The 18,723-nt window shown below is 62.8% G+C and carries 19 protein-coding genes; 13 read left to right on the forward strand and 6 right to left on the reverse strand.

Annotation, left to right across the window (positions count from 1 at the left end):
• The coding region (locus E8E68_RS16515) for a transposase (RefSeq protein WP_280339046.1) at positions 1-422 on the reverse strand (422 nt) is incomplete at its 3' end.
• Positions 423-929: 507 nt separating this feature from the next.
• Between E8E68_RS16515 and ccoN the strand changes: the two genes are divergently transcribed.
• From ccoN to E8E68_RS16575, 12 genes are all read left to right on the forward strand, one after another.
• On the forward strand, positions 930-2,372 hold the full coding sequence (gene ccoN / locus E8E68_RS16520; protein ID WP_085625437.1) for a cytochrome-c oxidase, cbb3-type subunit I: 1,443 nt from the start codon (positions 930-932) through the stop codon (positions 2,370-2,372).
• Positions 2,372-2,980: a cytochrome-c oxidase, cbb3-type subunit II gene (ccoO, locus tag E8E68_RS16525; protein ID WP_016488340.1), complete on the forward strand. Its 609-nt coding sequence runs from the start codon at positions 2,372-2,374 to the stop codon at positions 2,978-2,980. The genes ccoN and ccoO overlap by 1 nt, the downstream gene beginning before the upstream one ends.
• 5 nt (positions 2,981-2,985) lie before the next feature.
• Positions 2,986-3,177: a CcoQ/FixQ family Cbb3-type cytochrome c oxidase assembly chaperone gene (locus E8E68_RS16530; protein WP_056801413.1), complete on the forward strand. Its 192-nt coding sequence runs from the start codon at positions 2,986-2,988 to the stop codon at positions 3,175-3,177.
• Positions 3,174-4,154 (forward strand): cytochrome-c oxidase, cbb3-type subunit III, encoded by a 981-nt coding sequence (ccoP, locus tag E8E68_RS16535; RefSeq protein ID WP_266032583.1) that lies wholly within the window; start codon positions 3,174-3,176, stop codon positions 4,152-4,154. Before E8E68_RS16530 ends, ccoP begins: the two co-directional genes overlap by 4 nt.
• A gap of 309 nt (positions 4,155-4,463) precedes the next feature.
• A complete protein-coding gene (gene ccoG, locus E8E68_RS16540) occupies positions 4,464-5,879 on the forward strand; it encodes a cytochrome c oxidase accessory protein CcoG (RefSeq protein WP_266032580.1) in 1,416 nt (471 codons plus the stop codon).
• 15 nt (positions 5,880-5,894) lie between these two features.
• Complete coding sequence (locus tag E8E68_RS16545; RefSeq protein ID WP_266032578.1) at positions 5,895-6,422, forward strand: FixH family protein; 528 nt, start codon at positions 5,895-5,897, stop codon at positions 6,420-6,422.
• Between the two features lie 148 nt (positions 6,423-6,570).
• Positions 6,571-9,045 (forward strand): heavy metal translocating P-type ATPase, encoded by a 2,475-nt coding sequence (locus E8E68_RS16550; RefSeq protein ID WP_266032576.1) that lies wholly within the window; start codon positions 6,571-6,573, stop codon positions 9,043-9,045.
• Positions 9,024-9,239, forward strand: coding sequence for a cbb3-type cytochrome oxidase assembly protein CcoS (gene ccoS / locus E8E68_RS16555; protein ID WP_110746488.1), 216 nt, complete (start codon positions 9,024-9,026; stop codon positions 9,237-9,239). The genes E8E68_RS16550 and ccoS overlap by 22 nt, the downstream gene beginning before the upstream one ends.
• Positions 9,232-9,915, forward strand: a complete 684-nt coding sequence (locus E8E68_RS16560) for a sulfite exporter TauE/SafE family protein (RefSeq protein WP_280342942.1) — start codon at positions 9,232-9,234, stop codon at positions 9,913-9,915. The genes ccoS and E8E68_RS16560 overlap by 8 nt, the downstream gene beginning before the upstream one ends.
• Before the next feature lie 103 nt (positions 9,916-10,018).
• Complete coding sequence (hemN, locus tag E8E68_RS16565) at positions 10,019-11,401, forward strand: oxygen-independent coproporphyrinogen III oxidase (RefSeq protein ID WP_110746483.1); 1,383 nt, start codon at positions 10,019-10,021, stop codon at positions 11,399-11,401.
• 186 nt (positions 11,402-11,587) lie between these two features.
• A complete protein-coding gene (fnrA, locus tag E8E68_RS16570) occupies positions 11,588-12,322 on the forward strand; it encodes a Crp/Fnr family transcriptional regulator FnrA (RefSeq protein WP_110746481.1) in 735 nt (244 codons plus the stop codon).
• Between the two features lie 55 nt (positions 12,323-12,377).
• Complete coding sequence (locus tag E8E68_RS16575; protein WP_009683910.1) at positions 12,378-12,926, forward strand: adenine phosphoribosyltransferase; 549 nt, start codon at positions 12,378-12,380, stop codon at positions 12,924-12,926.
• Between the two features lie 184 nt (positions 12,927-13,110).
• Here the strand turns inward: E8E68_RS16575 and recR are convergent, their stop codons facing one another.
• From recR to dnaX, 3 genes are all read right to left on the reverse strand, one after another.
• Positions 13,111-13,713, reverse strand: a complete 603-nt coding sequence (gene recR / locus E8E68_RS16580; RefSeq protein ID WP_003254304.1) for a recombination mediator RecR — start codon at positions 13,711-13,713, stop codon at positions 13,111-13,113.
• Positions 13,714-14,009: 296 nt separating this feature from the next.
• Complete coding sequence (locus E8E68_RS16585; RefSeq protein WP_016488349.1) at positions 14,010-14,345, reverse strand: YbaB/EbfC family nucleoid-associated protein; 336 nt, start codon at positions 14,343-14,345, stop codon at positions 14,010-14,012.
• A 64-nt stretch (positions 14,346-14,409) separates the two neighbouring features.
• Positions 14,410-16,479 (reverse strand): DNA polymerase III subunit gamma/tau, encoded by a 2,070-nt coding sequence (gene dnaX / locus E8E68_RS16590; protein WP_280342947.1) that lies wholly within the window; start codon positions 16,477-16,479, stop codon positions 14,410-14,412.
• Positions 16,480-16,600: 121 nt separating this feature from the next.
• Between dnaX and E8E68_RS16595 the strand changes: the two genes are divergently transcribed.
• Positions 16,601-17,368, forward strand: coding sequence for an ABC transporter substrate-binding protein (locus E8E68_RS16595; RefSeq protein ID WP_266032561.1), 768 nt, complete (start codon positions 16,601-16,603; stop codon positions 17,366-17,368).
• Positions 17,369-17,550: 182 nt separating this feature from the next.
• Here the strand turns inward: E8E68_RS16595 and E8E68_RS16600 are convergent, their stop codons facing one another.
• Together E8E68_RS16600 and E8E68_RS16605 are read right to left on the reverse strand one after the other, a co-directional pair.
• Positions 17,551-17,826, reverse strand: a complete 276-nt coding sequence (locus E8E68_RS16600; protein ID WP_280342951.1) for a hypothetical protein — start codon at positions 17,824-17,826, stop codon at positions 17,551-17,553.
• Between the two features lie 357 nt (positions 17,827-18,183).
• Positions 18,184-18,672 (reverse strand): DUF2938 domain-containing protein, encoded by a 489-nt coding sequence (locus E8E68_RS16605; RefSeq protein WP_280342997.1) that lies wholly within the window; start codon positions 18,670-18,672, stop codon positions 18,184-18,186.
• Between the last annotated feature and the right edge of the window lie 51 nt (positions 18,673-18,723).

The following is an 18,723-nucleotide window of genomic DNA, read 5'->3' on the forward strand; positions in this document are numbered from 1 at the left end:
AGCTGATCTCGAGACTTCTGATCATCATTGGTATCGGTGGGTTTGGCAGGCTTGATCTTCTTCGACACGTCGATTGGCTTTCTTGGCTTGATGGCAATAGAGGGTGCAGGACTGCCACTGTAGTACTGCCGCTGCCAAATGCCTATCTGAGAGGACTGCCCAAGACCAAAGTGGGCAGCGGTCTGGCGCAGCGAAAGCCGATGCTCGTGCATATAGCTAAGCACCTGCTGTTTGAAATCACTGGTATAGCGCCGCCCATGCGAGCCTGGACCAATGCCATTATTGGCCTGATATCTGGCCACCCAGCGTCGAAGCAGGCTGAAATCGATACCTAAGTGTTGAGCCACCTTTCGGAAACCGTTGCTGCCATCCAGGTAGGCTGTGATCGCTGTGAGCTTGAATTGCTCGGTGTACTTACCCATAGATCCCCCAAGGGTTGGATTGGTGTCCAACTTCTTGGGGGCAGTCCAAAATGTGGGAGCGGGCTTGCCCCGCGAAGCGCCGCGCGGGCGGCGCTCGATCTCTGCCCCACCACAACACTCAAACCCTACACCCCCGCCCCAACACAATCCTCCAACCTTGAACTCCCCCCTACCACCCTCAGCCCCCTACCCTTGCACCCCCACCGAACAGAACTAAGCTTGTTGCCTCAGTAGGCATCGCTACGAAAGGACCGATGCAGACGCGGCGCATGGCCTGTCGCCGCCCCAAAAAAAGCTTGACCGATCGATCAGAAAAAGGCGAAAAACGGTACACATTACAAATATTTATTTGTGTACAATCGTTCGGACCCGATCACTGCGGGACATCAGTGAACGGGCACGGGCACGGGTCGGCGTACCAAAGTTGCGTTGCGGTAACCCTGGTGGTTATCAATACTGGCGCCGATTTTTCGACCAACAAGAACATCAAAACCGTGGAACCTTAGAATGAGCACAGCAATCAGTCCGACTGCTTATAACTACAAGGTCGTCCGCCAGTTCGCCATCATGACGGTGGTCTGGGGGATCCTTGGCATGGGCCTCGGCGTCTTCATCGCCTCGCAGCTGGTGTGGCCCCAACTGAACCTGGACCTGCCCTGGACCAGCTTCGGCCGCCTGCGACCGCTGCACACCAACCTGGTGATCTTCGCCTTCGGGGGCTGTGCGCTGTTCGGCACCAGCTACTACGTGGTGCAGCGCACCTGCCAGACCCGGCTAATCTCCGACAGCATGGCCGCCTTCACCTTCTGGGGTTGGCAGGCAGTGATCGTCGGCGCGCTGATCACCCTGCCGATGGGCTATACCACCACCAAGGAATACGCCGAGCTCGAATGGCCGCTGGCGATCCTGCTGGCCATCGTCTGGGTCACCTACGGGCTGGTGTTCTTCGGCACCATCGTCAAGCGCAAGACCAAGCACATCTATGTCGGCAACTGGTTTTACGGTGCATTCATCGTGGTCACCGCGATGCTGCACATCGTCAACCACATCTCGCTGCCAGTGAGCCTGTTCAAGTCCTACTCGGCTTATTCCGGCGCCACCGACGCGATGATCCAGTGGTGGTACGGCCACAACGCCGTGGGCTTCTTCCTCACCACCGGCTTCCTGGGGATGATGTACTACTTCGTGCCCAAGCAGGCCGAGCGACCGATCTACTCGTATCGCCTGTCGATCGTGCACTTCTGGGCGCTGATCACCCTGTACATCTGGGCCGGCCCGCACCACCTGCACTACACCGCACTGCCTGACTGGGCGCAGTCGCTGGGCATGGTGATGTCGATCATCCTGCTGGCGCCAAGCTGGGGCGGCATGATCAACGGCATGATGACCCTGTCCGGTGCCTGGCACAAATTGCGCACCGACCCGATCCTGCGCTTCCTGGTGGTGTCGCTGGCGTTCTACGGCATGTCCACCTTCGAAGGCCCGATGATGGCCATCAAGACCGTGAACTCACTGTCGCACTACACCGACTGGACCATCGGCCACGTGCATGCCGGCGCCCTCGGCTGGGTAGCCATGATCTCGATCGGCGCTGTGTACCACATGATCCCCCGCCTGTATGGCCGCGAGCAGATGCACAGCGTCGGCCTGATCAACGCGCACTTCTGGCTGGCCACCATCGGGACCGTGCTGTACATCGCCTCGATGTGGGTCAACGGCATCACCCAGGGCCTGATGTGGCGCGCCATCAACGACGACGGCACCCTCACCTACTCGTTCGTCGAAGCCCTGCAAGCCAGCCACCCTGGCTACATCGTCCGCGCCCTGGGCGGTGCGTTCTTCGCCAGCGGCATGCTGCTGATGGCCTACAACGTGTTCCGTACCGTACGTGCCGCCAACCCGGCACAGGCTGAAGAAGCCGCCAAGATCATCGTTGTGGGAGCGCACTGATGAAGCATGAAGCTGTCGAGAAGAACATAGGCCTGCTGGCCTTCTTCATGGTCATCGCCGTGAGCGTTGGTGGCCTGACCCAAATCGTCCCGCTGTTCTTCCAGGACGTCACCAACAAGCCGGTCGAGGGCATGAAGCCACGCACCGCGCTGGAAGTCGAAGGGCGTGATATCTACATCCGTGAAGGCTGCGTAGGCTGCCACTCGCAGATGATCCGCCCGTTCCGCGCCGAAACCGAGCGCTACGGCCACTATTCGGTAGCCGGTGAAAGCGTGTGGGACCACCCGTTCCTGTGGGGCTCCAAGCGGACCGGGCCGGACCTGGCCCGCGTCGGTGGCCGCTACTCCGATGACTGGCACCGTGCGCACCTGTACAACCCGCGCAACGTGGTACCGGAATCGAAGATGCCGTCCTACCCGTGGCTGGTCGAGAACAAGCTCGACGGCAAGGACACCGCGAAAAAGCTGGAAGTGCTGCGCACACTCGGTACCCCGTACACCGATGCCGACATCGCCGGTGCGCGTGACGCGGTCAAGGGCAAGACCGAAATGGACGCCATCGTCGCGTACCTGCAAGGCCTTGGCACCATCATCAAGAGCAAACGGTGACGCTGATGGATATCGGGATGATTCGCGGCCTGGGCACCGTCGTGGTGATGGTGGCCTTCGTGGGCCTGGCGCTGTGGGTGTTCAACCCACGGCGCAAAAAGGATTTCGACGAAGCGACCCAACTGCCTTTCGCGGATGACCCCGAGGCCAGCCGGCACGTCGAGCAAGCAAAAGCTTCTGGGAGCAAACAACAATGACAACCTTCTGGAGTCTGTACGTTACCGTCCTGACCCTGGGCACCATCTTCTCGTTGACCTGGCTGCTGCTGTCGACCCGCAAGGGCCAGCGCGAAGAGGTCACCGACGAAACCGTCGGGCATGCCTTCGATGGCATCGAGGAATACGACAACCCACTGCCCAAATGGTGGTTCTGGCTGTTCGTCGGCACCATCATCTTCGCCCTCGGCTACCTGGTGCTGTACCCGGGCCTGGGCAACTGGAAAGGCATCCTGCCGGGCTATTCGTACCTGGACACCGACAAGCAGACCGAGTTTTCCAACGGCCAACCGGGCTGGACTGGCGTGCACGAGTGGGAAAAGGAAATGGCCAAGGCCGACGCCCGCTTTGGGCCGATCTTCGCCAAGTTCGCGGCCATGCCTATCGAAGACGTCGCCAAGGACCCACAGGCATTGAAAATGGGTGCGCGGCTGTTCGCCTCCAACTGCTCGGTGTGCCATGGCTCCGACGCCAAAGGTGCCTTCGGCTTCCCCAACCTGACCGACAACGACTGGCGCTGGGGTGGCGAACCGGACACGATCAAGACCACCATCATGGGCGGCCGCCATGGCGTGATGCCAGCCTGGGCCGAGGTGATCGGTGATCAGGGCGTGGCCGACGTGGCCGCCTTCGTGGTCAGCAAGCTGGATGGCCGTACGCTGCCGGAAGGCGTCAAGGCCGATGCCGAAAATGGGCAGAAGATCTTCGCCGCCAACTGCGTGGCCTGCCATGGGCCGGAAGGCAAAGGCACGCCGGCCATGGGCGCGCCGAACCTGACCCACCCGCAGGCGTTCATCTACGGTTCGAGCTTTGCCCAGCTGCAGCAGACCATCCGCTATGGTCGCCAAGGCCAGATGCCCGCCCAGGAACAGTTGCAGGGTAATGACAAAGTGCACCTGCTGGCGGCTTATGTTTACAGCCTGTCGCAACGGGACCAGGCGCAGGCCAAGGCTGAGTAAGCAGGCCTGGCCTCTTCGCGGGGCAAGCCCGCTCCCACAGGTACACCACCGAACCCGGAACAATGGGTTACTTGTGGGAGCGGGCTTGCCCCGCGAAGAGGCCGGCAAATGCGACCCAGGATGACCTGGATCAATTGACACCCGCCATAACACGATTCACACCACGAACCCAACGCGACTAAAGGTCGCAGTGCGATCCCATACCGCCATCCGCGGCGTATCATGGACCGCAGAGCGCTAGCAGATTGCGCGAGACTGCGGCCGGCACGCACTGGCCGCGGCGTTTCTCCACTGCCGTGGGACTTGATGATGAGCAAGCAAATTCCGGTACATGATGTCACCCCGCCTGCCAGCAAAGGGAAGGATTCCGTCGACCTCTACGCCTCCCGGGAAAAGATCTACACCCGCGCCTTCACCGGCCTGTTCCGCCGCCTGCGCATGGTCGGCGGTGCAGTGCTGTTCCTGCTGTACTTCGGCACCGTGTGGCTGAACTGGGGCGGCCACCAGGCCGTATGGTGGAACCTGCCCGAACGCAAGTTCTACATCTTTGGCGCTACCATCTGGCCGCAAGACTTCATCCTCCTCTCGGGCATCCTCATCGTCGCCGCCTTCGGCCTGTTCTTCATTACCGTGTTCGCCGGCCGCGTGTGGTGCGGCTACACCTGCCCGCAAAGCGTGTGGACCTGGATCTTCATGTGGTGCGAAAAGGTTACCGAGGGCGACCGCAACCAGCGCATGAAGCTCGACAGGGCGCCCATGAGCGGCAACAAGTTCCTGCGCAAGCTAGCCAAGCACAGCCTGTGGCTGCTGATCGGTTTTGTCACCGGCATGACCTTTGTCGGCTACTTCTCGCCAATCCGCGAGCTGGTGATCGAGTTCTTCACCGGCCAGGCCGATGGCTGGGCCTATTTCTGGGTCGGTTTCTTCACCCTCGCCACCTACGGCAATGCCGGGTGGCTGCGCGAACAGGTGTGCGTGTACATGTGCCCGTACGCTCGCTTCCAGAGCGTGATGTTCGACAAGGACACGCTGATCGTTTCCTACGACCCGCGCCGTGGCGAAACCCGCGGGCCGCGCAAGAAAGATACCGACTACAAAGCCCAGGGCCTGGGTGACTGCATCGACTGCACCATGTGCGTGCAGGTCTGCCCGACCGGCATCGACATCCGTGATGGCCTGCAAATCGAGTGCATCGGCTGCGCAGCCTGCATCGACGCCTGCGACAGCATCATGGACAAGATGAACTACCCCAAAGGGCTGATCAGCTACACCACCGAACACAATCTGTCCGGGCAGAAAACCCACATGCTGCGCCCGCGGCTGATCGGCTATGCCGCCGTGCTGCTGGTGATGATGATCGGCCTGGCCACTGCCTTCGCCACACGCTCGCTGGTCGGTTTCGACGTCAGCAAAGACCGCGTGCTGTACCGCGAGAACGCCCAGGGCCGGATCGAGAACGTGTACAGCCTGAAGGTCATGAACAAGGACCAGCGCGACCATGTGTACGTGCTGGATGCCGCCGGCCTGCCGGACCTCAAGCTCGAAGGCCAGCGCGAGATCCGCGTGGCCGCCGGTGATATCGTCAGCCTGCCGGTACAGCTGTCGGTCGCTCCTGAAAAACTGCCTTCCACCACCAACGAAATCACCTTCATCCTCAAGAGCGCCGACGACAGCGACGCCCAGGTTGAAGCCAAGAGCCGCTTCATCGGCCCACAGATCCGCTAAGAGAGATAACGCACAATGCCTGCCGCCACCGCCGCCAGCCCCTGGTACAAGCACCTCTGGCCCTGGATCATCATTGGCATCCTCACCACCTCGGTGTGCCTGAGCCTGACCATGGTCAGCATCGCCGTACGCAACCCGGACAACCTGGTGAACGACAACTACTACGAGGCCGGCAAGGGCATCAACCGCTCCCTGGACCGCGAGCTGCTGGCGCAGCAACTGGGCCTGAAAGCCAGCGTGCATCTGGACGAACTGACCGGCGAAGTGGACCTGCGCCTGACCGGTAGCAGTGGCCCGCAAAACCTGGAGCTGAACCTGATTTCGCCGACCCAGCCAGAGAAGGACCGCAAGGTGCTGCTGAGCCGGGTCGAAGCAGGGCGCTATGTGGGGCAACTGGAGGACAAGGTCGACGGGCGGCGCTTTGTGGAAGTGCTGGGTAGCGAAGGGGGCCAGGTGTGGCGCCTGTTCGAAGAGGAAAAAGTGGAGCATGGAGTGACCTTGCAGCTGGGTGATGAAGCACTGCAAGGCGCCGAACACCAATAAACGCACCACCCCCGCCCCTTGTGGGAGCGGGTTTACCCGCGAATGCGTCAGCCCTGAAAACATCAATGCCTGATCTGACGCATTCGCGGGTGAACCCGCTCCCACAGCTACAGTGCCCAGCCAGCGATTTGTCTAAGGCAATGATGTGATGACCCAGCCCACCCCCTGCTACCACTGCGCCCTGCCCGTCCCCGCCGGCAGCCGCTTCACCGCCGTGGTCCTCGGCCAGCCGCGGCAGTTCTGCTGCCCCGGCTGCCAGGCGGTGGCAGAGTCCATCGTTGCCGGTGGGCTGGAGCACTACTACCAGCACCGCAGCGACAACAGCGCCAACCCCGAAGCCCTGCCCAGGCAACTACAGGACGAACTGGCCCTGTACGACCGCAGCGACGTGCAGCAAACCTTCGTCCGCCACCAGGGCGAGCTGGCCGAAACCACCTTGCTTGTCGAAGGCATCAGCTGCGCCGCCTGCGGCTGGCTGATCGAAAAGCACCTGCGCAACCTGCCTGGCGTCGCCGAAGCCCGGTTGAACCTGTCCAACCACCGCCTGGCGCTGAACTGGGACGACAAGCAGCTGCCGCTGTCGCGCCTGCTGGCCGAACTTCGCCAGATCGGCTACGCCGCCCACCCCTACCAGCCTGACCAGGCCGCCGAGCAATTGGCCCGGGAAAACCGCAGCGCCCTACGCCGCCTGGGCGTGGCCGGGCTGCTGTGGTTCCAGGCGATGATGGCAACCATGGCCACTTGGCCGGAATTCAACATCGACCTGACGCCCGAGTTGCACACCATCCTGCGCTGGGTGGCGCTGTTCCTGACCATTCCCATCGTGTTCTACAGCTGCGCGCCCTTCTTCAAGGGCGCGGCGCGCGACTTGCGAACGCGCCACCTGACCATGGACATTTCGGTGTCACTGGCCATTGGCCTGGCGTTCGGCGCCGGCATCTGGACAGCCATCACTGGCAGCGGCGAGCTCTATTTCGACACGGTGGGCATGTTCGCCCTGTTCCTGCTGACCGGCCGCTACCTGGAGCGCCGCGCCCGCGAGCGCACAGCGGCGGCCACTGCGCAGCTGGTCAACCTGCTGCCAGCCTCATGCCTGCGCCTGGACGCCATCGGGCGCAGCGAACGCATCCTGCTCAGCGAATTACACTGCGGCGACACCGTGCAGGTGCTGCCCGGCGCGGTCATACCTGCCGACGGGCGCATCGTCGAGGGCCGCTCGAGCGTCGACGAATCGCTGCTGACCGGCGAGTATCTGCCGCAACCACGCCGGGTGGGTGAGCGGGTCACTGGCGGTACGCTGAACGTCGAAAGCACGCTGAATGTGGCTGTGGAAGCCCTCGGCCATGATTCACGCTTGTCGGCCATCGTCCGCCTGCTGGAGCGCGCCCAGACCGAAAAACCACGCCTGGCGGAAATCGCCGATCGCGCCTCGCAGTGGTTCCTGCTGTTCTCGCTGCTGGCCTCGGTAGCCATCGGCCTGTGGTGGTGGCACCTGGATCCGGCACGGGCGTTCTGGATCGTGCTGGCCATGCTCGTGGCCACCTGCCCTTGTGCCCTGTCTTTGGCTACGCCAACCGCATTGACCGCCGCCACCGGAACCCTGCACAAGCTTGGCCTGCTGGTCACCCGCGGCCACGTGCTGGAGGGCTTGAACCACATCGACACGGTGATTTTCGACAAGACCGGCACACTGACCGAAGGCCGCCTGACCTTGCGCAGCATCCGCCCCCTCGGCAGCCAGACTGCGGACCGCTGCCTGGCCCTGGCCGCGGCGCTGGAAAACCGCTCTGAACACCCCATCGCTCGCGCCTTTGGTCGCACCACCACGCCCGCCGAAGGCGTACAGAGCGTACCCGGCCTGGGCCTGGAGGGGCTGGTCGACGGCCAGCGCCTGCGCATTGGTCAGGCTACCTTCGTCTGCGCCTTGAGTGGTGCGGAAATCCCCGCTGTACCTGAGCCTCGCGGCCAGTGGCTGCTGCTGGGCGACCGCCAGGGCCCCATGGCGTGGTTCGGCCTGGATGACCGCCTGCGCGACGACGCGCCGGCCCTGCTCGCTGCCTGCAAGGCGCGGGGCTGGCACACCCTGCTGCTGTCGGGCGACAGCTCGCCGATGGTTGCCGAAGTGGCCGCGCAGCTGGGTATCGACCAGGCCATTGGCGGCCTGCGCCCGGATGACAAACTGGACCGCCTGAAAGCCCTGCAGGCTGACGGGCGCAAGGTGCTGATGCTCGGCGACGGGGTCAACGATGTACCGGTACTGGCCGCCGCCGATATCAGCATCGCCATGGGCAGCGCCACCGACCTGGCCAAGACCAGTGCCGACGCCGTCTTGCTGTCCAACCGCCTGCAAGCGCTGGTGCAGGCCTTCGAGCTGGCCCGCCGCACCCGCCGCAACATCCTCGAGAACCTGCTGTGGGCGACCCTGTATAATGGCCTGATGTTGCCGTTTGCCGCGCTCGGCTGGATCACCCCGGTGTGGGCTGCGATCGGCATGTCAGTCAGCTCGTTGATCGTGGTGCTCAATGCCCTGCGCCTGACTCGCATGCCGGATGCATCCGCACTGCCGAAAAACGCAGCACCCCAACCCGGGAGGAAGTCGCCATGCCCGCCCTCTATGTCATGATCCCCGCAGCCCTGCTGCTGGTCGGCGTGGCCGTGTACATTTTCTTCTGGGCCGTGGACAGCGGACAGTATGACGACCTTGACGGCCCCGCTCACAGCATCCTGTTCGATGATCAGGACCCGCGTCACCAAGCGGCAGTGAAACCTGACGACACCCAGGCCGACGCCAACAAGGAGCCGCCACCCCGTGCCTGACCTGCTTCCGCTGCTGGGCTCGGCACTGGTCCTTGGCCTGCTCGGCGGCGGTCACTGCCTGGGCATGTGCGGCGGCCTGATGGGCGCACTGACTTTGGCCATCCCCCCCGAACAACGCGGCAAGCGGCTGCGACTGTTGCTGGCGTACAACCTGGGGCGCATTTTCAGCTATGCCTGCGCCGGCCTGTTGCTAGGCGTGGCCGGATGGGCCGTGGCAAGCAGCCCGGCAGCGCTGGCACTGCGGGTGACGGCAGCCCTGCTGTTGATTGCCATGGGGTTGTACCTGGCTGGCTGGTGGAGTGGGCTGACCCGTATCGAGGCGCTGGGCCGGGGTTTGTGGCGGCATATCCAGCCGCTGGCGTCGCGCTTGCTGCCGGTGTCCAGCCTGCCCAGGGCGTTGCTGCTGGGCGCCCTGTGGGGGTGGCTGCCGTGCGGTTTGGTGTACAGCACCCTGCTGTGGGCGGCCAGCCAGGGCAATGCCGGGTACAGCGCGGTGTTGATGCTCGCGTTCGGGCTGGGGACCTGGCCGGTGTTGCTGGCCACCGGGCTGGCGGCCGAACGGGTGAACGCCCTGTTGCGGCGACGCAGCGTGCGCGTGGCGGGTGGTGTGCTGGTGATGCTGTTCGGTGTCTGGACCCTGCCGGGCCCACACCAGCACTGGCTGATGGGGCATTGACGGGGCGCTTTGCGGCCCCAGTGCCCTTGATACAAATCAACACAGGTTCCTGCGGACGGCCATAGACTCCGGTGCACTGCTGCTCTTTCCGGGGACCGCCCTCATGCTCGACGACCTTCGTTGGGACACCGACCTGATCCGCCGCTACGATCTCGCCGGGCCACGCTACACCTCCTACCCAACCGCCGTGCAGCTGCACAGCGAGGTGGGCTCGTTCGACCTGCTCCACGCCCTGCGCGAAAGCCGCCGGGCGGTGCGCCCGCTGTCGCTGTACGTGCACGTGCCGTTCTGCGCCAACATCTGCTACTACTGCGCCTGCAACAAGGTCATCACCAAGGACCGTGCCCGTGCCGCACCGTACCTGCAGCGCCTGGAGCAGGAAATCCAGCTGATCGCCTGCCACCTGGACCCGAAACAGCGTGTGGAACAGCTGCATTTCGGCGGTGGTACGCCGACCTTCCTCAGCCATGTGGAACTGCGCCAGCTGATGGCCACCCTGCGCCAGCACTTCCACCTGCTGGACGACGACTCCGGCGACTACGGCATCGAGATCGACCCGCGCGAAGCCGACTGGTCGACCATGGGGCTGCTGCGCGAACTGGGCTTCAACCGCGTCAGCCTTGGCGTGCAGGACCTCGACCCCGCCGTGCAGCGCGCGGTCAACCGCCTGCAGAGCCTGGAGCAGACCCGCACCCTGATCGAGGCGGCGCGCACCCTGCAGTTCCGTTCGGTCAACCTGGACCTGATCTACGGCCTGCCCAAACAAACCCCGGAAGGCTTTGCGCGCACGGTCGAAGAAGTGATCCGCCTGCAGCCCGACCGCCTGTCAGTGTTCAACTACGCCCACCTGCCCGAGCGCTTCATGCCGCAGCGGCGCATCGACAGCAACGAGCTGCCCAGCCCGGCCGCCAAGCTGGAGATGCTGCATGCCACCATCGACCAGTTGACCGCCGCAGGTTACCGCTACATCGGCATGGACCACTTCGCCCTGCCCGACGACGAACTGGCCATCGCCCAGGAAGAAGGCACCCTGCAGCGCAACTTCCAGGGCTACACCACCCACGGGCACTGCGACCTGATCGGCCTGGGCGTATCGGCCATCAGCCAGATCGGCGACCTGTACTGCCAGAACAGCAGCGACCTCAACACCTACCAGGACAGCCTGTCCAACGCCCAACTGGCGACCCAGCGCGGCCTGGTGTGCAACCACGACGACCGGATACGCCGCGCGGTGATCCAGCAGCTGATCTGCCATTTCGAGCTGGCATTCGAACCGATCGAACAGGCCTTCACCATTGATTTTCGCGGTTACTTCAACGACCTCTGGCCCGAACTGTTGACCTTGCAGCGCGACGGCCTGATCAGCATGAACGACAAAGGCATCCGCATTTTGCCGGCTGGCCGCCTGCTGGCGCGCTCGGTGTGCATGGTCTTCGACGCTTACCTGGCGATGCAGAATCGCCAGCGTTTCTCGCGGGTTATCTGAAAACCGAGTCGTTCAACCGCATAGACAAGCCTCCTTGCCAGGCACACTATGGGCACACGAGGACTCCCGGCAGCCCGTCTGCCGGGGTTTCGCCAGGGCGCACCATCAACGCGCACGCTGGCCTACACCCTGTGTCGTGGGTTACCCTTACGACTTATGTGTGCTTTCCCACAAGGATCGATCCAAATGTCCGAGCCAGTCAAACTGCGCCCACACAACCAGGCCCATTGCAAGGATTGCAGCCTGGCCCCTCTGTGCCTGCCTCTTTCGTTGAACCTGGAAGACATGGATGCACTGGATGAAATCGTCAAGCGCGGGCGCCCGCTGAAGAAAGGCGAGTTTCTGTTCCGCCAGGGTGACAATTTCGGCTCGGTCTACGCAGTACGTTCCGGCGCCCTGAAAACCTTCAGCCTCAGCGACAGCGGCGAAGAGCAGATCACCGGCTTCCACTTGCCCAGCGAGCTGGTCGGCCTATCGGGCATGGACACCGAGGCCTACCCGGTATCGGCCCAGGCCCAGGAAACCACCTCGGTCTGCGAAATCCCCTTCGACCGCCTTGATGAGCTGTCGGTGCAACTGCCCCAGCTACGCCGCCAGCTGATGCGGGTGATGAGCCGGGAAATCCGCGACGACCAGCAAATGATGCTGTTGCTGTCGAAAAAGACCGCCGACGAGCGCATTGCCACCTTCCTGGTCAACCTGTCGGCGCGCTTCCGCGCCCGTGGCTATTCGGCCAACCAGTTCCGCCTGAGCATGTCGCGCAACGAAATCGGCAACTACCTTGGCCTGGCGGTAGAAACCGTGTCGCGGGTGTTTACCCGCTTCCAGCAGAACGGCCTGCTGCGCGCCGAGGGCAAGGAAGTGCACATCCTGGACCCGATCCAGCTGTGCGCGCTGGCCGGTGGTGCAATCGAGGCCTGAGGCCGGTCTTTAGCGGGTATACTTGGGCATTCGTTTTCCCAGGATACCCGCAACAATGCACAGCGACGCCTTCGACCTCAAAGCCCTGATCCGCCCGGTGGTGGACTTTCCCAAACCGGGCGTGATCTTCCGCGATATCACCCCGCTGTTCCAGTCGCCGCGTGGGCTGCGCTATGTGGCCGACCAGTTCATCGAGCGCTACGTCGAGGCTGAATTCAGCCACATTGGTGCCATGGACGCGCGGGGTTTCCTGATCGGCTCGATCATCGCCCACCAGTTGAACAAGCCGCTGATCCTGTTCCGCAAGCAAGGCAAGCTGCCGGCCGACGTGCTGAGCGAGGGTTACCAGACCGAGTACGGCGAGGCCTTCCTGGAAGTGCATGCCGACAGCCTGTGTGAAGGCGATTCGGTGCTGATCTTCGATGACCTGATTGCTACTGGCGGGACCCTGCTGGCGGCAGCCAACCTGGTGCGTCGCACCGGGGCGCAGGTGTTCGAGGCGGCGGCGATCATCGACCTGCCGGAATTGGACGGGTCGCGTCGGTTGCAGGCGGCCGGGGTGCCTACCTTCTGCCTGACCGAGTTTTCCCTCAGCGAGTACTGAGTTGGCTTTTGGGGCTGCTTTGCAGCCCATTCGCGGGACAAGCCCGCTCCCACAAAGGACTGCCCCCAAGGGTTGGATCAGTGTCCAACTTCATGGGGGCAGTCCAAAGTGAAGCATCGCTATATTTGTGTGGGAGCGGGCTTGCCCCGCGAATGGGCCGCAAAGCGGCCCCAGCATTTCTGAATCAGAGCGAAATTGGCCGGCGCCCTGCAAAGGCATGGGCCAAGGTACCGCCGTCCACCATCTCCAGTTCGCCACCCAGCGGTACACCATGGGCAATGCGAGACGCCACCAAGCCCTTCTCGCTCAGCAATTGCGCAATGTAATGCGCCGTCGCCTCCCCCTCCACCGTCGGGTTGGTCGCCAGGATCACCTCGGTAAAGGTGCCCTGCTCCTCGATCCGCGCCATCAGTTGCGGAATACCGATCGCCTCAGGCCCAAGGCCGTCCAGCGGCGACAGGTGGCCCTTGAGCACGAAATAACGGCCACGGTAGCCGGTCTGCTCCACCGCATACACATCGGTCGGCCCCTCGACCACGCACAGCTGGGTGTCGTCACGGCGCGGGTCGGCGCACTGCGGGCACAGTTCCTGCTCGGTGAGGGTGCGACACTGGCGGCAATGCCCTACCCCTTCCATGGCCTGGGTCAAGGCCTGCGCCAGGCGCAGCCCGCCGCTGCGGTCGCGCTCCAGCAATTGCAGGGCCATGCGCTGGGCGGTTTTCTGGCCAACGCCTGGCAAGATGCGCAGGCCGTCGATCAGTTGGCGGATAAGGGGGCTGAAGCTCATGGGAATGGCCTGACAAATCAATAAGAGGCGGTTTATACCCAGCGGGGGCGATGGCGTCAAATCACCTCGCCCAAAGCCTGCAAGGTCTGCTTTTTTGTGGGAGCGGCCTTGTGTCGCGAAAGGGCTGCGAAGCAGCCCCGGCACTCAATGCTGCAAAGCTGGAATCCGGGGGCCGCTTCGCGCCCCTTTCGCGACACAAGGCCGCTCCCACTTAAAGAGCAGACCGCAGCCGGGTTGAAATCTACGCAAAAAAAACGCCGCTGATATCAGCGGCGCTTTTTGGTATCGCAATGCCCTTAGAACGGCATCTTGAAGCCCGGCGGCAGTTGCATGCCGGCGGTCATGCCGCCCATTTTTTCCTGGCTGCTTTGCTCGATCTTGCGCACGGCATCGTTCAACGCGGCGGCGATCAGGTCTTCCAGCACTTCCTTGTCGTCTTCGTCAGTCGACATCAGGCTCTGGTCGATGCTAACGCGCTTGACGTCGTGACGACCGGTCATCACCACGCTCACCAGGCCACCACCGGACTGACCGGTGACTTCAGCGTTGGCCAGCTCTTCCTGCATCTTCTGCATCTTTTCCTGCATCTGCTGGGCCTGCTTCATCAGGCCGGCCATGCCACCTTTCATCATGGGGGTATACCTCGATTGGGTCATGTGATGCGGCCCGGCCCAGGGCCAGCCGCATGGTTATCCGTTACTGGCCCTGATTGGCCAGGGCTTCTACAGGCTCAATAGTATCCTGCCGCACCTTGGCACCGAACAACTTGATCATCTGCTGGATCAACGGATCCTGCTCGATCGAGGTGATGGCGTCCTGCTGACGCTCGGCACGCTTGCGCGATGCAGCCTGGGCCGGGGTTTCCTGCTCGGGCAGGATCAGCTCGATACGCAGGTTCAGCGTACGCCCCAGGTGCTGGTTGAGCGCTTCGTTCAGGCGGCGCTGCTGGGTAGTATTGAACAGCGCACCTTGGCCAGGGTCCAGGTGCAGCAGCCAATCATCGCCATCGGCAGCAATCAGCGTACAGTTTGCCGCGATGTTGCCTGTCATACCGGACACAGGCAACTGTGGGAATAATTCCAGCCATTGCAGGGCCAGACCGGTGGCCGGTTTGGCTGCTGGCAGCGGTTCGGCAGCCGGCTTGGACACCTCTTCCTGAACATGCTCGGCCAACTCGTCCAGGTAGCTGAAACCAACCGGGTCGGTTTCACCGCCGTAATAGTCTTCGTCCAGCGGCGGCTCATCGTCGCGGTCCATGCCTACGGCAGCATAGGCGGACGGGTCGAAAGGTGGCGCGTCGTCTGCCGGGGCGGGCTGTGGCGCCGCGGCAGGGGCAACCGCCTCGGGCTTTTGCGCAGGTTCAGACGCTACCGGTGCGGGTGCAGCCGCTGGCTCTTCCCACGGCAGGTCGATCACCTCTGCGACAGGCTCGGGTACCGAAATGGCCTGGATCTCAGCCTGTAACTCAACGTCTGGCTCGGCCTCCGGCTCATGGTCGGCTGTCGCAGGTGCAGGCACTTCCAGCCGTGGTGCTGCCGCCACAGGCTCTGCCGGCAGGGGCGCGACAGGCGATGAGGGCTCGACCGAGGTCGAGGCCGAGTCTGCCACCGGAGCTGCAGGATCAGCTGTGGCCTGGCTGATCCCCAATGGCTTTAGCACCGGTTTCGGCGCGTCGTCGGTATCGGCCGGGCGGAACGCCAGCATGCGTAGCAGGACCATCTCGAAACCACCACGTGGGTTCGGCGCCAACGGCAGGTCTCGGCGGCCAATCAGGCCCATCTGGTAGTAGAACTGTACGTCCTCGGCCGGCAATGCCGAGGCCAGCGCCAGCACTCGCTCGCGGTCGCCCTGGCCATTGTCCACTGCTTCCGGCAACGCCTGGGCAATGGCCACACGGTGCAGCACGTTAAGCATTTCGGCCAACACGCCCGCCCAGTCCGGCCCCTGCTCCGCCAGGTTGCGCACAGCCTCCAGCAATGCCCGGGCATCGCCTTCGAGCAACGCTTGCAACACGCCATAGACCTGGCCGTGATCCAGGCTGCCAAGCATGGCCCGCACATCAGCAGCCAGCACCTTGCCTTCGCCAAAGGCGATGGCCTGGTCGGTCAGGCTCATGGCGTCACGCATCGAGCCATCGGCCGCGCGGCCCAGCAGCCACAGGGCATCCGGTTCGAACGGCACGTTCTCGGCAGCCAGTACGTGACTCAGGTGCTCGACCACCCGCTCCGGGCTCATGTTCTTCAGCGAGAACTGCAGGCAGCGCGACAGGATGGTGGCCGGCAGCTTCTGCGGGTCGGTGGTAGCGAGGATGAACTTGACGTAGGGCGGCGGCTCTTCCAGCGTCTTGAGCAAGGCGTTGAACGAGTGGGTCGAGAGCATGTGCACTTCGTCGATCAGGTAGACCTTGAAGCGCCCACGGCTCGGGGCATACTGCACGTTGTCCAGCAGTTCGCGGGTGTCCTCGACCTTGGTGCGGCTGGCGGCGTCGATCTCGATCAGGTCGACGAAACGGCCTTCGTCGATTTCACGGCACACCGAACAGGTGCCACAGGGGGTGGAGGTGATGCCGGTTTCACAGTTCAGGCACTTGGCGATAATACGGGCGATGGTCGTCTTGCCCACGCCGCGCGTACCGGTGAACAGGTAGGCGTGGTGCAGGCGCTGGTTGTCCAAGGCATTGATCAAGGCCTTGAGCACATGGGTCTGGCCGACCATTTCGCGGAACGAGCGCGGACGCCATTTTCGTGCAAGAACCTGATAACTCATCGAAAAACCATCGTAGCCTGATCGAGCGGAAGATCGCTAATGCTAGCGGAGCGGGGGCAAAATTGCACCCTGCGCAACTCGTCTAAGCTTGGAATGGCGCATTGTCCAGGGAGGATTGCTTTTGCGAAGACTGCTGGCCCTGTTACTGCTGTGGTCTACCCACAGCCTGGCTGACCAGCCAGTGCTGCGCTTTTCCGTAGCCGAGAGCTGGAGCATGCCGCTGGTACGCATCGAAGGCGATCAGCCAGTCGAGGGGTTGCTTTACGACCTGATGCAAGCCGTTGCCAGGCAAGTGGGTGCTCGCCCCGAGTTCCACGTCATGGCCCGCCTGCGCCTGGAAGAGGCCATGAGCAGCGGCGATATTGATGTCCGTTGCTACGTCAGTACCCAATGGCTCAACGACCGTCCAAGGGATTTTGTGTGGAGTATCCCGCTGATTCATCAGCGCGACGTGCTGGTTGGCCGCGCCGGCGACAGCACCCCGACACCCCCGGAGCAACTGCCACCTCAGGCGATCGGCACGGTGCTGGGCTACACCTATTCAACCCTGCAACCGCTGCTGGACCACGGCCAGCTGCACCGTGAGGACAGCCGCAGCCAGTTGCTGGTGCTGCAAAAGCTGCAGGCCGGCCGGTATCGCCATGCGGTGAGCAACCAGTTGTCGTTGCAGTGGTTCAACCAAGGGTTGCCAGCGGAGCAGCAATTGCAAGCGCTGGCAGTGCTGGACGAACAGGATTTGGGGTGCATGGTGCGCAACGATCCGGCGATACCGACACAAGGGCTGTTGCGGGCGTTGGTAAGAATGAAGCAGTCAGGGGAGATCGAGCGGATTGTGCAGCGGTATGGGGGAGCGGGCGACCCGGGCAACATGTCTGTGGCCCGGCCCTGATCCGGCCTATCTGATGGAAGGCAAAACCCTCGCGAAGCTTGCGCGCCCTCCTGTGGGAGCGGGTTCACCCGCGAACACCGGCAAAGCCGGTGCCATCCACCGCGGCGCCTGCTTCGCGGGTGAACCCGCTCCCACAGGGTTACTCGATATTCCTGCTATCCAGACTTACTTCAAGACCAAAATCACTGGCCTTTACGCTCAAACGCCAAGCTGACCGCATCCGCCTGCCCCCAGGCAATCTGCATGGCCCGCAACCCATGCTCCAACAACTGCCTGGTTTCTTCGTCCTGAATGCGCTCAAGCGCCCGCCGGCTATCGCTGTAGGCGAACATCAGGTAGTGGGAAACATTCATCAATGCCAACTCCATCGGGACGATGCCTTCGCTCATGGCGCGGGCAAGGGATTTGCCTTGGGGAAGATCGAAGACGTGGGGTGGATCGGGGACCAGTTTTTTCATGAGATCACCATACCGGGCTGAGAGCACCCTTTCGCTTCCACACTTAGGGTGACAGTTGTACGCGGGGTGGAAGACCAGGGGTATGGGAAACCCGGCAGGCCCGAAGGCCTCCCACGCACAACCGTCATATCGACAGCCGCCAAACCACCCAGGCTTCCACACCCGATCGCTGAACTGACAGCGACCGCGAAAGCCTAGTGGGCGAGGTTTACCGGGACAATCAGACGGGAGTCGACGGAACACGTAGGATAATTCGCTATGCCTGCCTGACGTGTAGGGGCTTTCCTAGACTGTTATCAGACCTATCTTAAAGTGGGCACTCTGATCATGTGCTTACAGTTATCGCGCTCCCTGTCTTCACACCAAAGCCCGTAAATACGCACTCAAGAACAACCCCACACCAAACACAAAATGCGTGGCCAGGCTCTTCAGACAGTTCCGCGCAGGTGTCGGCGTTCTGGACGCAAAGAACCCTGCCCCCATCGCCGGCTGCATGAGGCAAAACGGCGCCACGACTGTACCCACACCCACAACTACTGCAGGTAAAAGAGTAGGCGACCGCAACCAGCCCTCCCCTACGATCACAAGCAGCAGCATCGCGAAAAGCACGCCGGTGGCGTAGTGAATCACCCATCCCCACGCCAACTCATTTCGCACCGGTTCCGCTTTGGCAATCGCTTGTTGCGAAACACGCCCACCTAGCAAGTGCCCCGCCCAACGCCCGACCATGGCAAAGTTCAGCGTTGCCACACCCAACCGCCTCAGCAGCAGCCCCCACAGGTCCATCACTACAGTGGCAGCTATGCCAATCGGCAATGCAGCTAAAAACATCGCAGTAAACGTCATTGAACAAGCCCTCGAAAGTTGACGGTCATTACCCATGCCGCGCAGCATAGA

Origin of the sequence: Pseudomonas sp. BN607 (assembly GCF_029871175.1) — a bacterium.
Taxonomy (GTDB): domain Bacteria; phylum Pseudomonadota; class Gammaproteobacteria; order Pseudomonadales; family Pseudomonadaceae; genus Aquipseudomonas.

Coding starts and splice junctions, on each gene's coding strand:
- ccoN (WP_085625437.1), top strand. CDS start 930: ATGAGCACAGCAATCAGTCCGACTGCTTATAACTACAAGGTCGTCCGC.
- ccoO (WP_016488340.1), top strand. CDS start 2,372: ATGAAGCATGAAGCTGTCGAGAAGAACATAGGCCTGCTGGCCTTCTTC.
- E8E68_RS16530 (WP_056801413.1), top strand. CDS start 2,986: ATGGATATCGGGATGATTCGCGGCCTGGGCACCGTCGTGGTGATGGTG.
- ccoP (WP_266032583.1), top strand. CDS start 3,174: ATGACAACCTTCTGGAGTCTGTACGTTACCGTCCTGACCCTGGGCACC.
- ccoG (WP_266032580.1), top strand. CDS start 4,464: ATGAGCAAGCAAATTCCGGTACATGATGTCACCCCGCCTGCCAGCAAA.
- E8E68_RS16545 (WP_266032578.1), top strand. CDS start 5,895: ATGCCTGCCGCCACCGCCGCCAGCCCCTGGTACAAGCACCTCTGGCCC.
- E8E68_RS16550 (WP_266032576.1), top strand. CDS start 6,571: ATGACCCAGCCCACCCCCTGCTACCACTGCGCCCTGCCCGTCCCCGCC.
- ccoS (WP_110746488.1), top strand. CDS start 9,024: ATGCCCGCCCTCTATGTCATGATCCCCGCAGCCCTGCTGCTGGTCGGC.
- hemN (WP_110746483.1), top strand. CDS start 10,019: ATGCTCGACGACCTTCGTTGGGACACCGACCTGATCCGCCGCTACGAT.
- fnrA (WP_110746481.1), top strand. CDS start 11,588: ATGTCCGAGCCAGTCAAACTGCGCCCACACAACCAGGCCCATTGCAAG.
- E8E68_RS16575 (WP_009683910.1), top strand. CDS start 12,378: ATGCACAGCGACGCCTTCGACCTCAAAGCCCTGATCCGCCCGGTGGTG.
- recR (WP_003254304.1), bottom strand. CDS start 13,713: ATGAGCTTCAGCCCCCTTATCCGCCAACTGATCGACGGCCTGCGCATC.
- E8E68_RS16585 (WP_016488349.1), bottom strand. CDS start 14,345: ATGATGAAAGGTGGCATGGCCGGCCTGATGAAGCAGGCCCAGCAGATG.
- dnaX (WP_280342947.1), bottom strand. CDS start 16,479: ATGAGTTATCAGGTTCTTGCACGAAAATGGCGTCCGCGCTCGTTCCGC.
- E8E68_RS16600 (WP_280342951.1), bottom strand. CDS start 17,826: ATGAAAAAACTGGTCCCCGATCCACCCCACGTCTTCGATCTTCCCCAA.
- E8E68_RS16605 (WP_280342997.1), bottom strand. CDS start 18,672: ATGACGTTTACTGCGATGTTTTTAGCTGCATTGCCGATTGGCATAGCT.